General features: G+C 42.6%; 12 protein-coding genes. 5 read left to right on the forward strand and 7 right to left on the reverse strand.

Features of this window, described 5'->3' with window-relative positions:
- Positions 1-118: 118 nt before the first annotated feature.
- From FW774_RS01290 to FW774_RS01300, 3 genes are all read right to left on the reverse strand, one after another.
- Positions 119-1,525: a sigma-54-dependent transcriptional regulator gene (locus FW774_RS01290; RefSeq protein ID WP_149346352.1), complete on the reverse strand. Its 1,407-nt coding sequence runs from the start codon at positions 1,523-1,525 to the stop codon at positions 119-121.
- A gap of 80 nt (positions 1,526-1,605) precedes the next feature.
- A complete protein-coding gene (locus FW774_RS01295; RefSeq protein ID WP_149346353.1) occupies positions 1,606-2,382 on the reverse strand; it encodes an enoyl-CoA hydratase/isomerase family protein in 777 nt (258 codons plus the stop codon).
- 175 nt (positions 2,383-2,557) lie between these two features.
- Positions 2,558-5,416, reverse strand: a complete 2,859-nt coding sequence (locus FW774_RS01300; protein ID WP_149346354.1) for an outer membrane beta-barrel protein — start codon at positions 5,414-5,416, stop codon at positions 2,558-2,560.
- A gap of 229 nt (positions 5,417-5,645) precedes the next feature.
- Here FW774_RS01300 and hflX point away from each other — a divergent pair, with 229 nt between their 5' ends.
- The 5 genes from hflX (at position 5,646) to FW774_RS01325 (ending at position 11,119) form a co-directional block, all read left to right on the forward strand.
- Positions 5,646-6,833 carry a GTPase HflX gene (hflX, locus tag FW774_RS01305; protein ID WP_149346355.1) on the forward strand — a complete coding sequence of 396 codons (1,188 nt, stop codon included), beginning with the start codon at positions 5,646-5,648 and terminating at the stop codon, positions 6,831-6,833.
- 65 nt (positions 6,834-6,898) lie between these two features.
- The gene (locus tag FW774_RS01310; protein ID WP_149346356.1) at positions 6,899-7,684 is read left to right on the forward strand and encodes an SDR family oxidoreductase; all 786 of its coding nucleotides are present in this window, start codon (positions 6,899-6,901) and stop codon (positions 7,682-7,684) included.
- Between the two features lie 134 nt (positions 7,685-7,818).
- On the forward strand, positions 7,819-8,490 hold the full coding sequence (locus FW774_RS01315) for an OmpA family protein (protein WP_149346357.1): 672 nt from the start codon (positions 7,819-7,821) through the stop codon (positions 8,488-8,490).
- 387 nt (positions 8,491-8,877) lie between these two features.
- Positions 8,878-9,975, forward strand: coding sequence for a Fic family protein (locus tag FW774_RS01320; protein ID WP_149346358.1), 1,098 nt, complete (start codon positions 8,878-8,880; stop codon positions 9,973-9,975).
- A gap of 361 nt (positions 9,976-10,336) precedes the next feature.
- Positions 10,337-11,119, forward strand: coding sequence for a hypothetical protein (locus FW774_RS01325; protein ID WP_149346359.1), 783 nt, complete (start codon positions 10,337-10,339; stop codon positions 11,117-11,119).
- A 725-nt stretch (positions 11,120-11,844) separates the two neighbouring features.
- Here FW774_RS01325 and FW774_RS01335 read toward each other — a convergent pair.
- The 4 genes from FW774_RS01335 to lpxD form a co-directional block, all read right to left on the reverse strand.
- Complete coding sequence (locus tag FW774_RS01335; protein ID WP_149346360.1) at positions 11,845-12,462, reverse strand: ABC transporter ATP-binding protein; 618 nt, start codon at positions 12,460-12,462, stop codon at positions 11,845-11,847.
- A 3-nt stretch (positions 12,463-12,465) separates the two neighbouring features.
- Positions 12,466-13,248, reverse strand: a complete 783-nt coding sequence (gene lpxA / locus FW774_RS01340) for an acyl-ACP--UDP-N-acetylglucosamine O-acyltransferase (RefSeq protein WP_149346361.1) — start codon at positions 13,246-13,248, stop codon at positions 12,466-12,468.
- Complete coding sequence (locus FW774_RS01345; RefSeq protein WP_149346362.1) at positions 13,245-14,654, reverse strand: bifunctional UDP-3-O-[3-hydroxymyristoyl] N-acetylglucosamine deacetylase/3-hydroxyacyl-ACP dehydratase; 1,410 nt, start codon at positions 14,652-14,654, stop codon at positions 13,245-13,247. Before FW774_RS01345 ends, lpxA begins: the two co-directional genes overlap by 4 nt.
- 73 nt (positions 14,655-14,727) lie before the next feature.
- Entirely contained in the window at positions 14,728-15,765 is a 1,038-nt protein-coding gene (gene lpxD, locus FW774_RS01350; protein WP_149346363.1) for a UDP-3-O-(3-hydroxymyristoyl)glucosamine N-acyltransferase, read from the reverse strand.
- Positions 15,766-15,831: the final 66 nt, after the last annotated feature.

Below are 15,831 nucleotides of genomic sequence, written 5' to 3' on the forward strand. Positions count from 1 at the left end.
TTGTCCCGGGTAATTCGAGGTTCGGGATTAAAAGTCAAAACCAGCAATGGCCTTATTAGCAACATACAAATAAATTTATTTGCGTCAATTTATGGTCTGGCATTTATTCCGGCACAGATTATTTTTTACTCAGGTTGATAGACTTCATTTTATTGTACAATGTTTTTCTATCAATGTTTAGTAATTGAGCAGCTTTTGTTTTATTGAAGTTAACCTCACGCAGCACCTGGATAATGGTGGCATATTCTGCCTGTATGGTGGCATCTTTCAGGTTGTGCGAGTTTTCTTCTGAAAGCGGTTTAAGCGCATAAGCCTTTTCGGCAGCAAATGTGTTTGAATAGTTGGCAATTTCAAGCGGTAATGATTTGATTTGAACAATGTTGCCTTCGGTTAGCAAAACGGCCCGCCTGATCACGTTTTTAAGCTCCCGGACATTACCGGGCCAGTTATAGCTTAGAAAACATTTTTGCACGTCCTCCGAAAAACCGGCTACGTTTTTACTAAGCTCGGCATTGGTGCTTTTTAAAAATGCGTCGGCAAATATTAAAATATCATTTCCGCGATTACGCAATGGCGGTAAGTGGATGCTGAATTCGTTAAACCGGTGATAAAGGTCTTCCCTGAACCGGTTATTTTGTATAGCCACGTGCAGGTTTTCATTAGTGGCAACAATGATGCGCACATCCAGCTCAATTTCTTTGAGACCGCCAATACGCTTTACCTTGCGCTCCTGCACGGTTCTCAACAGCGCTGCCTGCGTTTCGTACGACAGATTGCCGATCTCATCCAAAAATAAAGTACCTCCGTTAGCCATTTCAAAATGACCGGGCTTGGCAAACAGCGCACCGGTAAAAGCGCCTTTCTCATGACCAAAAAATTCGCTGCCGGCAAGCTCTTTGGTTAACGAGCCGCAATCCATAGCAATAAAGGGTTTGTCTTTACGACCGCTGTTCAGGTGAATGGCTTTGGCGATAGACTCTTTACCTGTACCGCTTTCGCCGGTTAAAATAACGCTGTAGTTGGTTGGGGCTATCAGCTTAATGTGCCGCATAAGCTCCATAGACGTTGCGCTTTGCCCGATGATGAATTCTTCGGGCATGATCTGACCGCCTTTTTTTATAACAGGCGAGCTATTATCTGCCGAATAATCTTTTGAAAATGCCTTTTGGGTCTCCAGCGCTTTATTAATGGTGTTTAATATCTCGTCCGGATAAAGCGGTTTGGTGATATAATCGTAGGCGCCAAGCTTGATCAGCTCAACGGCGAGCTTAATATCTGAATAGCCGGTTATAATAATTACGCCCGTTTGCGGATGCCTGACTTTAATTTTTTTGAGCAATTCACGGCCGTCGGTATCCTGAAGCCTGAAATCGCACAGCACCAGGTTATAATCTTCTTTGGATAAAATTTCCATTGCCGATGAACCGCTTGTCGCCGTATTAACCTGGAAGTTATGTTTACTTAAAAAGCGGGACAGCAGTAAACCGATATTGATTTCGTCGTCGACAATTAAAATTTTTTTCATTCCTTAAAGAAGCGGTCTATTCCACTAATGTAGGATGAAAAATTTATTTTGGGAAAAAAATTCCACAAAAAGCAGAAGATTTATTTTCCGGAGAACTTCGCGGGTCTTTTCTCAAGGAATGCGTGTATGCCTTCTTTCACATCGTCAGTATCAAAACAATTGCCAAATTCGGCAATTTCTGTCTGGAACCCGGTCTCGCTACCTGAGGCATTAATGGCCCGTATAGCTGCCGCAACTGCAAGAGGAGCCTGCAGCATAATTTTTGACAATAGCTCTTCGCAGGTTGCAATCAGTTGTTCGGGCGATACTACATAATTGACCAAGCCTATTGTAAGCGCTTCCTGTGCGGATATCATCCCAGCAGAAAGTATCATCTCGAAAGATCTGCCTTTACCTACTAATTGGGTTAAACGTTGCGTACCGCCGTAACCGGGAATAATGCCTAAGCTCACTTCGGGGAAACCTAACTTAGCGGTTTGCGATGCGATACGGATATGGCAGGCCAAGGCCAGCTCTAACCCGCCGCCCAGCGCAAAGCCGTTAATAGCGGCAATAACGGGTTTGGGCGATTGTTCAATAACATCAAATACTTTGGTATGGCCTTCGCGGGACAGGTCTGTTGCCTGTTCAGCATCGAGGGTTACAAGTTCGCTGATATCAGCACCAGCCACAAACGATTTTTGTCCGGCGCCGGTTAAGATTATAGCACTGACCCGGTTATCGTGATAAGCATTGGTAAATGCCGTATGCAGCTCTGCCAGTGTAGCTTTATTTAACGCATTGAGCTTATGCTCGCGGTTTATGGTGATGTATAATACCCGGTTTTTAATTTCCAGGATGAGATTAGCATATTCCATGATATGTTTTTTTAATTCTGAAAGGCAGCTCTTGTATTTATCTACGAAGCTAAGTAATCTCAGAGATAAACATATCTTTTGTGGTAAAATATGTATGTGACTAAACCTGTTTAAAGCGATGTAATTGCTGTTCTCCATCGTCCACGTTGCAAACGTGGACGATCTGCTACTATTTCTAAAATCCTCCACGTCTGCCGCCGCCGAATCCGCGGCTACCGCCATTACTTCTGCCGCTTCCACTTCCCGGAGAATCAATATCGCGTGTACGCTCTTTATTGCCAGATTCGTTGCGACGCTGGAAACCGCTGCGGCCTGCGAATTTCTGCAACCTGAGGTTAAATGTTAACAGGAAATAACGTCCTAAACGGTTGTTCTGGCTGTCAATAACCCGTGTACCGTTTACAGTACGGGATATGCCTGTATTCTCGTTGAGCAGGTCAAACGCCTGTAAACGTAGCGAAGCCATGTGCTTTTTTAAGAAACGGTATTCAATAAAACCGCTTAATAGTGTTGGATTAGCATTATTGGTATACAGGTATCCATAATTTAGTTCCTTAGAGAAACTATATCCCAGCGTCCATGCATCATCAAAGAAATAGTTTTTACCATCAATACCCATATTTAATGTCCGGGTGCTTGTTTTTTGAATACCAGGGGCAGAATATTTGGTAATAGTGTTATTGATATTATACGAAACGCTGAAATCGGCATCGATAATATTCTCAAGGTCGAGCCTGAAACGTGCTCCCGGCCGGATATTCCAGTTTTGCCCGTGATTTTTCAGATGGTCGGTAAATGATATGTTGTTATCATAGCTTCCTGATGCGCTAACGGTTACCGTATATTTCCGTTCAGAAAAAGGCTTGGTATAAGCTACATTACCGTTCAGGCTATAAAATCCATTCGTGTTACGGTACGTTGTAGTGTCGCCTGTACCATTTTGGTTATTGATACGATCGTTAACAATACGGTTATTGATTTGATTAAAGCTCAGGTTACTGAAAAATGAATTGCCCGAGGCAATATCGAACCGGTTATATTGCAGGCTTAGCCTGTTGGTAAATTCGGCCTTCAGGTTAGGATTACCGATAATGATATTTTTCACGTTAGAGCTGTCTACAATAGGTTGCAGTTGCGAGAAACTGGGCTCGTTGCTGGAACTGCCATACGTTGCTGTAAAATAATTGCTTCGCGAAAACTTGTAAACGAACCGGGCTCTGGGCCTGAAATGAAAATTAGTAGAAACCGTAGAAAAATTACGGCCAATATCTTCTCCGTAAAGGCGTGTTGGCTGCGCTACTACGCCAATGGTATAGTTGTAGGTTTTCTTGTTATCAAAGATATAGTTGAGTGTAAAATTGTGCGTGGTGAACTGGTAATGATAATTATTGCTTTGGTCGGTATTCCAGTTTTCATTGCCGGTAATGCGGTCAATATCGTTTACATCGCGTAAGCTTTTTGAGCTTGAATTAGTCCATTTGTAGCCTATTTCAAGACGGGTTTGCTTACCAATGGGTTCTAAGTATGATATTTTAGCGCTGAATCTGATGTTGGAGTTATCGGTACCGATATGCTGGTATCGATACGTAGTATCGCTAACGGGAATGGCTCCGGTGGAGTCGATATTCAGATAACTGTTATCAGGATTCGAGCTTCTGTTCCGGCCCGAATAATCAATACTTCCGCTTAAGCTGATGTTGCGGCCCGGCTTACTGAAACGGTGGTTAAATAAAAAGTCGGTACCGGCGCTCGGTGTTGATGAATGTGTATTATTGCTGGTATTGGATAAAGTATAATAGTTTTGTTTCTGTATCTCTGAAATGCCATGGGTTCCGCCATCAGATGATGCGTACGAAAAGTAAGGTGTTATTTTTACGAAGTTAGCCGTATCTGGCGTGTATTCCATATTCCAGGTGAGCCGCTGATTATTTTTGGTAGTACGACTGTCTGAATTGCGGCTGGTTGTGCTGATATTATTTGGATTAAAATCGGTGGTAAAAGAGCGACCCGTAACGCTATTATTTGCTCCTGAAAGGCTGTAGCTGCCATATACGCTCAGCTTTTTACCCCACTGGTCGCGGTAGTTTAACCCGATAGATTGTGTGCGGGTTAAGCCGTCGCTGTTTTTGCTGCGTTCATCGCTTCCGTAGTTTGCTCCTCGGGCTCCGCCACCACGACCGCCACCGTTAAAATTAAATACGTTGGAATTGGTATTATTGATGGATCCAAGAACCGACAATTGCCGGTCTTCTTTAAATGAGTTGCCCATAATACGCCCGACATAACGGTCGTTACTACCACCGCCAACGGTTCCGCGTCCAAAATATCCCTTGCGTTTGTTAGGCTGGATGGTAATGTTCAATATTTTTTCAGGCTCTTCGGTTTTAACGCCGGTACGGTTTGCCTCGTCGCCGTAATCGTCAATAATTTGCAGGTTTTCAATAATATCAGCCGGAAGGTTTTGCGTAGCCGTTTGCACATCGCCGCCAAAAAAATCTTTACCGTTTACCCGCACCCGCGATATTTGTTTTCCCTGGGCCGTAACATTTCCATCCTTATCTACGGTAACTCCGGGTAGCTTTTTCAATACATCTTCTACCGGAGCGCCTTCCTGAACCGGGTAAGCGCTGGCATTGTATTGTATAGTATCTTCCTTTACAACAATGGGGTTAATACCGATAACCGTAACCTCACTTAACTGATTAAACTGTATGCTTAATTTAATGGGATCCAGCTTGAACGTTTTGCCGTTATTATTACTGACCGTATAAGCCTGGCTATAGGTTTTAAAACCGATAAGTGCTGCTGTTAAGTTGAATTGGGGTGATTTTACCTGTGCAAACTGAAATCCTCCGTATGCATTACTGGCAGTAATAAGGGTATCAGACGGAGACGTAATTTTGATGTTTACTCCTGCCAGTGGCACGCCCGTAGAGTCTACAACACTGCCTTTAACCTCGTATGTTTGAGCAACAGCCCTGAATTCGCACAATAATAAAGTAACAATGGTAATAACAGGAAGAAATTTAAACATACCGTAAGGTTAAATAATTTGTCAACGTTAGAGTGTACAAAGGTAATTAAGTTTAACGGTTAAGGAATGTATCTAAAAGGTTACTTTACAAGAGAGTTCTTAGCGTGGCTTTTTTTCACGCATAGGCCGCAGAGTTTTTACGCTAAGTTCGCAAAGAGAGAACTTGGTGTTCTTAGCGTGAAATGAGATCCCCGATTAAACTCTTATCTTTGCGGATTGTTGAACATACATGCCCAGACAGAAATTTTTTGATACCGCTATAAAGCCAGAAAAAGCCGTTCTGGTAGGCATTATTACTCCGGCAGAAACCGAGCAGCAGGAGCGTGAATACCTGGAAGAGCTCGAATTTTTAGTAGATACAGCCGGGGGCGAAGTTATCGGAACGTTTACCCAGAAAATGCAGCGTCCCGACAGGGCAACATTTGTAGGCACTGGTAAGCTGGAAGAAATAAATGCTTTTGTTAAATCCGAAGAGATTGATATTGTGGTATTCGATGATGAGCTGTCGCCATCGCAGTTGCGCAATATTGAAAACGAATTACAGGTAAAAATACTGGATCGCAGCAACCTGATATTGGATATTTTTGCCAGACGGGCACAAACCGCACAGGCTAAAACACAGGTTGAGCTTGCACAATTGCAATATCTGCTTCCGCGTTTAACGCGATTATGGACTCACCTTGAACGGCAAAAAGGTGGTATTGGTATGCGTGGCCCGGGAGAGTCACAAATTGAAACCGACCGAAGGTTAATTCTCAATAAAATAGCCCTGCTGAAAGACAAGCTAAAAAGTATTGATCGCCAGAATGAAACGCAGCGCAAAAATCGCGGTCAGCTGGTGCGTGTGGCATTGGTAGGCTATACCAATGTGGGCAAATCAACCATTATGAACATGCTGTCAAAATCTGAGGTATTTGCAGAAAACAAGTTGTTCGCCACGCTGGATACCACTGTGCGTAAGGTAGTTATTGAAAACCTGCCTTTCCTGCTGTCAGATACCGTAGGTTTTATCCGAAAGCTGCCGCATCACCTGGTAGAATGCTTTAAATCTACACTTGATGAGGTTCGCGAAGCAGATATACTGGTTCATGTGGTGGATATATCGCATCCCGGTTTTGAAGACCAGATAAACACTGTAAACGAAACATTGAAAGACCTGGGAGCGGTCGATAAACCCACTATCACGGTATTTAATAAAATTGATGCCTATAACCCTCCTGCAGAAAATGAGCACGAAGCATCGGAACCGTTAACATTAGCCGATTTTAAAAAAAGCTGGATGGCCAAACATAACAGCCCGGCAATATTTATTTCGGCGCTTCAGAAAAACAACATCGAAGAATTCAGAACATTACTTTACGACAAAATAAAGGCTATTCACACGCAACGCTATCCTTACGATAAGTTGCTGTATTGATTTCAAAAAGCAATACGCTGAATATCAGTTGGGCTTTTTACTTTTGACTTTTCACTTAACACAGCATGGATATAAATCTTAGCGAAAAAAGAGCATTGGTTTGTGGCAGCACACAGGGCATTGGTCTGGCATCGGCCAAAGAGCTTGCCTCAATGGGAGCCAGCGTTACTTTACTGGCACGTAACGAAGAAAAGCTAAAGGAAGTGTTGGAACAATTACCGGTTTCGGGGGCTGCGTTACATCATTACCTGATAGCAGACTTTAGTGATTATGAACAGGTAAAAACGGTAATCAGTCATTACACACAAACACATACGGTTGATATTTTAGTCAATAATACCGGTGGCCCCAAGGGTGGCTTAGCCATTGATGCCGATATAACAGAATATCAGCAGGCATTTTCAAGTCACCTGATCTGCAACCAGGTATTGGTACAGCACGTGGTTCCGGGCATGAAACGCAACAACTGGGGGCGCATTATCAACGTTATTTCCACCTCGGTTAAAGCACCGCTGCAAGGTCTGGGCGTATCCAATACCATACGTGCCGCGGTTGCAAACTGGGCTAAAACACTTTCGTTCGAGCTGGGTCCTTACGGGATAACAGTAAATAACGTGCTGCCCAGCACATCTATGACAGCCCGGCTTAAATCACTGATAGCAAGCCGGGCAGAAAAGGAAGGGAAACGGATCGGGGATGTTGAAAAAGAGATGGTTGCCCAGATTCCGTTGGGCCGGATTGGAACGGCCGAAGACGTAGCAGCAGCGGTAGCTTTTCTGGCATCGCCGGCAGCAGGCTACATCAGCGGCATCAATATTCCCGTTGACGGTGGACGTACACCAAATCTGTAAGCCTGTACTAAAAAACAGCCACTGTTTTATCAGAAATTAATTATCAGTATATTATTAGACATTAACCAGCAAGGATTTTATTTTTGGCATTTTATTTGAAAATAATAATCAGCGATTAATTAAAATTAAAAATCATGAATGTAAGAATAGCTACAGTAGCGGTGGCAATAGCCGCTGCATCTTTTGTTTTAAGCGGATGCGATTCAATGACCAAAACCCAGAAAGGCGCTGCTATTGGCGCTGGAGCGGGCGGTACTATTGGAGCCATCATTGGTAAAAAAGCCGGTAATACTGCAGTGGGGGCCATTATTGGTGGTGCTATTGGCGGTACAGCCGGAGCGTTTATCGGGCGCAAGATGGACAGGCAGGCCGCAGAGATCAAGCAAACCGTCCCCGGTGCAGAGGTGATCAATACCGGCGAAGGCCTGATTGTTAAATTTGATTCGGGTATTTTGTTTGATGTAGATAAATCAGATCTGAAAGCCAATGCAAAAACCAATATTGCTAACCTGGCAAAGTCTATGCAAAACAATCCTGAAACCAACATTACCATAATTGGTCATACCGATGATACGGGCTCTGATGCCTATAACCAGGCTTTGTCAGAACGTCGTGCTGCTGCTGTACGTGATTACACTGTGGCGCAAGGCGTATCAGCCTCGCGGTTAACAACCATTGGTAAAGGTGAATCTGAACCTATTGCTGATAACACTACCGAGGCTGGCCGTGCACAAAACCGCCGTGTGGAAATTGTAATCGTAGCCAGCGAGCAGTTAAAGCAGGAAGCTAAACAAAGCGCTCAATAGAGACAATATTGGTCGTTTATACAGGAAGCCGTTCTGAAAAGAGCGGCTTTTTAGTTTCTGCTTATTTGGATTTGTCCTTTTGAATAACCTGCAATAGTGCAAATCTCTTAAAAAGATAAGGGTTAAGGGTTTAAGAAATAAACTGTTTAGGCGACAGTCGGGCGAAACACTTGTCGAGCGTTAGTTCTTATCATCAGCTTTTATATCTTTGTTCAGCCAGCAACCTATACCCAAGAGGAGGGTTTACTGGTTTTCCAATCAATTTAGAAGATGAAATTGAGGAAGATTTTTATTATTGGGATAAAGTATTTATCAGCTCTAACATTTGGCACTGGGTGTGATAAGCTGCCGAATGGGGTTAGTGAATACGTAATTTAAATTTTCATTATGGTTTTAAAATCGAACAAACCCAATAATAACCTGCAGAAACTTCCACCTAAGCAATCTTTGATAGAAACAATTGCCATTCTCAAACAGGAAAGCAGATCTGCCGTTGCTTTGGCAGAGTTAAAAGGATTGGCAAGAACGTTACCTAATCCGCATATTCTTGTCAATGCAGTTGTATTAAAAGAAGCTCAGGCGAGTTCCGGAATAGAAAATATTGTTACAACTCAGGATAAATTATATCAGGCGCTATACGCAAAATCCGCAAAACCAGATGTTGCAACCAAAGAAGTGTTACGATATAGAGAAGCCTTATTGATGGGAACAGATCTTATCAAAGAGAAAGGCTTTTTAAATGTAAATGGGATCGTTGCTATTCAAAAAGAATTAGAAGAAAATAATGCCGGATTTAGAAAACTGCCGGGAACAGCTTTGATCAATAATTTGACGAATGAAGTTATTTATACGCCTCCTGATAATTTTGAGACCATCAGTGAGTTAATGAAAAATTTAGAAGAGTATCTGAATGACGACTCTGATAATGTCTCTCCGCTGATAAAGCTGGCTATTCAACATTATCAGTTCGAAAGCATTCATCCGTTCTATGATGGAAATGGCAGAACCGGAAGAATTATAAATGTACTTTACTTAATTCTAAAAGGTCTATTGAATGAACCTGTTTTGTATTTAAGTTCGTTTATTATTCAAAACAAAGGCGATTATTACCGTTTATTGCAAGAGGTTAGAACAAAAAATAATTGGGAGGACTGGATCCTATACATTCTGAAAGGTATTGAGCATACGGCTATTGAAACCATTAAGCAAATCAATCAAATTAATACCTTGTTTTCCCAAACACAGCAAATGGTGCAAAAGCATTATCCGAGAATTTACTCTAAAGATTTAATTGAGCAGCTATTTATTCATCCGTACTGTAAGATCGAGTTTTTGGTAAATGCACTGAATCTGAATAGGAAAACAGCATCCACTTATCTGAAAAACCTGGAAGAGTTGGGCATACTTAAGGCTGAAATAAAGGGAAAAGAAACTATTTTTCTGCATGTACCACTTTATGATTTACTCAAAAAAGGCAAAGCATAAACGTGTCCCATTTTTACCCACGTTTTAAAAACGTGTCCTATTTCTGTCTTTTTTTACCCATGTTTTAAAAACGTGTCCTATTTTGGGACATAAGGCAATTGGCTTAGAAATATAAATAATCAAATCTTTCGTTCCCTTTTCGCTGATGCGAGCATTGCCCGCTCATACCTAAAAAAGTAATCATATCAATTTTCACCCGATCATCTCCACTCGGGAATAAACTGCAGTTCAGACTGGTGGACAAATCCTATCGGTGAAATATATTTATTTTCAGACGGCTCAAGTAATTTTGCATCCATAAAAAGTATTCCGGCTTAAAGCCGTATTAAAATAAGAAGCTGATCTTCACTATTTTTGTCTTGTGGAAAAAATCGGCTTTATAGAGATCAGAATTACAGGATCAAAAGGAAATCTTGATCTGTCACCCGATAATTATGACATTCGGGAACTGATTACTATGCTTGAAAACGCCGAAGATTTGCTTTATTCGGGCGAAAAAAAAGACAGGCCTACAATTAGTTACAGGATCGAAGAGGGCTCTGTTAAGCATATTTTCAAAACATCAATTCAGTATATCATTGGCTTTAATGCTGTTATTGGACAGATTAACCAGGTACAGAACATTGATTTTCTTGACATTGGAACAGCAAAAGCATTTGAGAACATTCAGGATATTGCCGCTAAAAAGAATTATACTTTCAATATAAAAACATCGCTTGACCAAACAAACGAAGTAAAGATTGACAGAACTACCCACTTTTACAGAACTGAGGCAATTTGGGCAGACGCCAAATTTTACTTTTACGGAAAGGTTACAAATGCAGGTGGTAAGGATAAGGCTAATATTCACATTTCAACCGAAGAACTTGGAACAGTAAGAATACAAACCCCGATTAGTTTTCTGGAGCAGTATAACGAAAACATGCTTTATAAAACCTTTGGTATTCGTGCCACAGGGAAACAACACTCTGAAACAGGCGAAATAGATACTTCAACACTAAAATTTATTGAATTGGTTGATTACCAGCCAAAATATGATGAACAATATTTAAGATCACTTCGGGAAAAAGCAAAGAAAAATTGGCTTGGATCAATTAACCCCGATAATTGGCTAAAAGAAATTAGAGGAGGTTATGAAGTATAAAAGAGCGGTACTGCTTGATACAAGTTTTTTTCTCCGCTTTCTAAACGAAAGCGACCCATTATTCAGAAATGCGGACGGTTATTTTCGTTACTTTTTGAAGAAATTGATATGTTAATTTCAACAATCAGCATAGCCGAATACTGTATCGGTGGCGACATTCACGAATTACCGTTGAAAAATTTACAAATCCTTTCAACCTGAATCACGCACAACGAACAGGCGAATTTGCAAAGATTGCTTTTCAGGAAAGAGCAAATAAAAATCTGCAAGTAAACGACCGAAAAATTATACCGAACGATACAAAACTTTTCGCCCAGGCAGATTATGAAAAAACGGTAGAATTTTACCTGTCGTCAGACGCAGAAAGCCTGAAAGTTTACAACGCAATCAAAGACAAAACTAATCCAAAGTTTCAGTTCATTAACCTGGCTACACCACATCATCATACATTCGGAATACTTGACCTGTAAGACAAGAGCGTGCCTACTCATACTTAAAAAACAGCTATTGTCAAGTTAATTATAAACTGCATAAATGTGTTTTTATGCCGTTTATTATAAATGTTTTACAAATTATTATCCCAAACCCCGAATTACTCAGGGCAGGTAATCGCGATTTTCCCGTACTGCCTGTTCCGAGAAGAAGGATTCGGGATACGGGATTCAACCCCCGAAAGCCGGGATCTCACTACGTTCATCTTTTGAATTTTTACGTTTGACTTAACACTACTTATAATCCCCTATCTGCAACCTGTGATCACAAAAGGCATATTCATTTTGCTGGTTTGAACCGATAATAACCAGCCGGTTAGCGGTGTAATGCTGTATAAGCTGAAGATACCAGGCCTCGCCCTGGGAATCGAGGTTTGAAGTAGGCTCATCAAGCAGTAAAAGCGGCGTATCCGAACAAAAAGCCAGGGCCAGTCTAACCCGTTGCTTCATACCCGACGAAAAGTGCTTGATGTATTTATGCTTTGCTTTTTCCAGACCCAGTAAAGCTATCAGCGTTGCCACGGTAACACCCGGATAAAATTTTTTGAACCGGAAATGAAAATCAATTTGCTCGGCCAGGGTAAATTCTTCGATCAGTTCCAGGTAAGGAGCAGCAACAGACAGGTAATTAAAGATATGGCTACCTTCAATTTCCCTGTCAGTATCATGATAGTTTATTGTTCCGGCTGATGCTGACAGGCTGCCTGCGATAATTTGAAGTAAGGTAGATTTCCCTGATCCGTTGGGACCCAGGATAGCGTACGATGAGCCTGAGATGAATGTATAGTTGATGTTGCGGAATATCCAGTCGCGGTTAAACCTTCTGCCTATATCATTCAGCGTAATTTGCATGCATCATCCGTTAGAAAAACCTTTCATGATACCGCGGTTAGAGTTACGGATAAAATCCAATATTTCATCACGTATTTCAGTAGGTTGTTTCTCGGCCTCAATAATATCCAATGCCGTAGCAATGTTATGGTTTTTTACAAAGAGCGTGCGGTAAATATCCTGTATTTCGTTGATCTGCTCAGACGAAAATCCTCTCCGGCGTAAGCCAACAGAGTTGATACCAACGTATGATAGCGGCTCGCGGGCGGCCTTAACATACGGCGGAACATCTTTACGCACCAGCGAACCACCGGTTACAAAAGCATGCGAGCCTATTTTAACAAACTGGTGGATGGCAACCAGACCTGCCAGTACCACGTAATCGCCAATGGTGATATGCCCTGCCAGCGTGGTGCTGTTTGAAAAAATGCAATTATCGCCAACTTCGCAATCGTGGGCAATATGGCAGTATGCCTGTATCAGGCAGTTCTTACCCACTACGGTTTTCCACCGGTCTTTGGTTCCGCGATTAATGGTCACGCATTCGCGGATGGTGGTATTATCGCCAATTTCAACGGTAGTTTCTTCGCCTGCAAATTTTAGATCCTGCGGAATACCGGAGATTACAGCCCCTGGAAAAATACGGCAGTTTTTACCGATGCGGGCCCCATCCATAATGGTAACGTTAGGGCCAATCCAGGTTCCCTCGCCAATAACCACATCCTTGTGGATGGTCACGAAAGGTTCAATAACCACATTATCGGCAATTTTTGCCTGCGGATGTATATATGCTAACGGTTGAATCATGCGTCGTTACCCTTTACTTTTACAATTTGTGCCATTAACTCTGCTTCTACCACCACACGTTCGCCTACCATGCCTATGCCTTTCATCTGGGCAATACCACGGCGTATGGGCGCCATCAGGTCGCAGCGGAAAATAAGCGTATCGCCGGGAAGCACCTTATCTTTAAACCGGGCATTTTCTATCTTAAGGAATAAAGTAAGGTAGTTTTCAGGATCGGGAACGGTATTTAATACCAGTATCCCACCGGTTTGTGCCATAGATTCAATTTGCAGCACACCCGGAAATACAGGTGCATCCGGGAAATGTCCCACAAAGAAATTTTCGTCCATGGTAACATTCTTCAATCCCACTACGTGACTTTTGGTAAGCTCCAGGATCTTATCCACCAGCAAAAATGGCGAGCGGTGTGGCAGAATGTTCATGATCTGCACGGTATCGTACACCGGTTTAGCGTTCGGATCGTATATTTTTACGTATTTCTTGCTGCGCTCTTTTTTAATCTGAGCCTTGATACGTTTGGCAAAGGCTACATTGGCGGCATGTCCGGGACGGGCAGCCATGATATGTCCCCGTAAGGGAACGCCAACCAGGGCCAGGTCGCCGATCATATCCAGCAGCTTGTGCCGGGCAGGCTCATTCTGATGGCGCAGCTCAATATTATTCAGAATGCCTTCGCGGGCTACGTCGATATCTTCGCGGTGAAATAAAGTGGCCAGATGTTTCAGTTCATCTTTGCTTACTTCTTTATCAACCACCACAATAGCGTTGTTTAAGTCGCCGCCCTTAATCAGGTTATGTTTCAGCAGCATTTCAAGCTCATGCAGGAAACAGAACGTACGGCTTGAGCCGATCTCTTTTTTAAATTCCGACAGTGATGATATGGCGGCATGCTGGCTACCCAGTATCGGCGAATTGTAGTCTATCATGCAGGTAAAACGGTAATCATCGTCAAGCGGCATGGCTACCATTTCTACCTTACGGTCGGGCTCGGAATAATGAATATTATACGGAATGCTGTAGTATTCGCGGTTGGCCTCCTGTTCTTTGTAACCCACTTCTTCAAGTGCGTTGATAAACTGCAGGGCACTGCCATCCATAATTGGTGTTTCGGGGCCGTTTACCTCTATCAGCACATTGTCTACTTCTAAGCCCACCAACGCCGCAAGCACATGTTCTATGGTACTTACGCTGGCGCCGTTTTGCGAGATGGTGGTTCCCCGCGATGTATCGGTAACATTATCCACATCGGCATCTATAACGGGCTGGCCTTCAATATCTACCCTTTTGAACTTATACCCGTGGTTTTCGGGTGCCGGTTTAAAGGTCATAGTTACGGCCTTACCGGTATGTAAACCCACACCCGATACAGAAACTTCTGATTTAATGGTTCGTTGTTTTATTTCCATATATTAGATTTTCACAGCAGTAATCAGTGATACTTATGGTTTCAGGTTATTATGTTTTGAACGCAACAGCGGTTCACTTCTCATTCAATTGCCTTATTAAGGATTCCAGTTCTTCAATTTTGCGCTCAAGCTCCGGCAGGCGCTGCAATACAACCTGTGCACGCATGTGGTTATTATAGCTTGTGGCAGGAGAGCCTGCCCATTTTTTCCCTTCTTCTTCAAGCGAACGGTTTACACCCGATTGTGCCTGTATTTGCGAGCCTTTGCTGATAGTAATGTGACCAACAATGCCTACCTGACCGCCAATAACTGCGTTTTCGCCAACCTTAGTGCTGCCCGAAACGCCGGTTTGCGATGCGATAACCGTATTGGAGCCGATCTCTACATTATGCGCAATTTGTATCAGGTTATCCATTTTTACGCCTTTGCGGATAATGGTAGACCCGATAGTTGCCCTATCGATACAGGTATTTGAGCCAATTTCTACATCATCTTCTATAATTACGTTACCGATCTGGCTGATTTTAGTATAGCTTCCGTCGGCCTGCGGGGCAAAGCCGAAACCATCGCTGCCAATAACACAACCGGCATGGATAATTACGCGGTCGCGGATCTCGCAATCCGAGTAGATCTTTACGCCGGCAAACGCGGTGCCGTCTTTACCGAACTTCACATTATCGCCTAAATAGCAATGCGGATATATTTTGCTGTTATTGCCAACAACAACACCGGCGCCGATATAAGCAAAGGCGCCGATATAAACATTGTCGCCGATTTTTGCCGTGGGGTGGATGAACGAAGGCTCTTCTATCCCCTTTTTATCCAGCTTAATGGTATTGTATTTTTCAAGCAGTACCGAAAAGCTGCTGTATGGATCGGCTACGCGTATTAATGTTGCGGCAATAGGTTGTGCTGGTACAAAATCCTGGTTTACAATAACAATAGAAGCCTGGGTGTTATAAACGTAAGGCTCGTATTTAGGGTTAGCCAGAAAGGATAATGAACCTTGTGTGGCTTCTTCAATTTTAGCCAGCTGATTTACTGTCACATCCGGATTTCCTTCAACCGTTCCGTGCAATAAAATTCCAATTTGATGAGCAGTAAATTGCATGCGGCAAATTTATAGGTTATTACTTAATGAACAAATGTTTAACAGGTTGTTAACAAATTAATTATC

It is taken from the genome of Pedobacter sp. BS3 (assembly GCF_008274585.1).
Lineage (GTDB): Bacteria > Bacteroidota > Bacteroidia > Sphingobacteriales > Sphingobacteriaceae > Hufsiella_A.

Excerpts from the sequence above, each read along its gene's own strand:
- lpxD (WP_149346363.1), bottom strand. The coding sequence starts at position 15,765 with ATGCAATTTACTGCTCATCAAATTGGAATTTTATTGCACGGAACGGTT.
- FW774_RS01315 (WP_149346357.1), top strand. The coding sequence starts at position 7,819 with ATGAATGTAAGAATAGCTACAGTAGCGGTGGCAATAGCCGCTGCATCT.
- FW774_RS01300 (WP_149346354.1), bottom strand. The coding sequence starts at position 5,416 with ATGTTTAAATTTCTTCCTGTTATTACCATTGTTACTTTATTATTGTGC.
- lpxA (WP_149346361.1), bottom strand. The coding sequence starts at position 13,248 with ATGATTCAACCGTTAGCATATATACATCCGCAGGCAAAAATTGCCGAT.
- FW774_RS01320 (WP_149346358.1), top strand. The coding sequence starts at position 8,878 with ATGGTTTTAAAATCGAACAAACCCAATAATAACCTGCAGAAACTTCCA.
- hflX (WP_149346355.1), top strand. The coding sequence starts at position 5,646 with ATGCCCAGACAGAAATTTTTTGATACCGCTATAAAGCCAGAAAAAGCC.
- FW774_RS01295 (WP_149346353.1), bottom strand. The coding sequence starts at position 2,382 with ATGGAATATGCTAATCTCATCCTGGAAATTAAAAACCGGGTATTATAC.
- FW774_RS01310 (WP_149346356.1), top strand. The coding sequence starts at position 6,899 with ATGGATATAAATCTTAGCGAAAAAAGAGCATTGGTTTGTGGCAGCACA.
- FW774_RS01345 (WP_149346362.1), bottom strand. The coding sequence starts at position 14,654 with ATGGAAATAAAACAACGAACCATTAAATCAGAAGTTTCTGTATCGGGT.
- FW774_RS01335 (WP_149346360.1), bottom strand. The coding sequence starts at position 12,462 with ATGCAAATTACGCTGAATGATATAGGCAGAAGGTTTAACCGCGACTGG.
- FW774_RS01290 (WP_149346352.1), bottom strand. The coding sequence starts at position 1,525 with ATGAAAAAAATTTTAATTGTCGACGACGAAATCAATATCGGTTTACTG.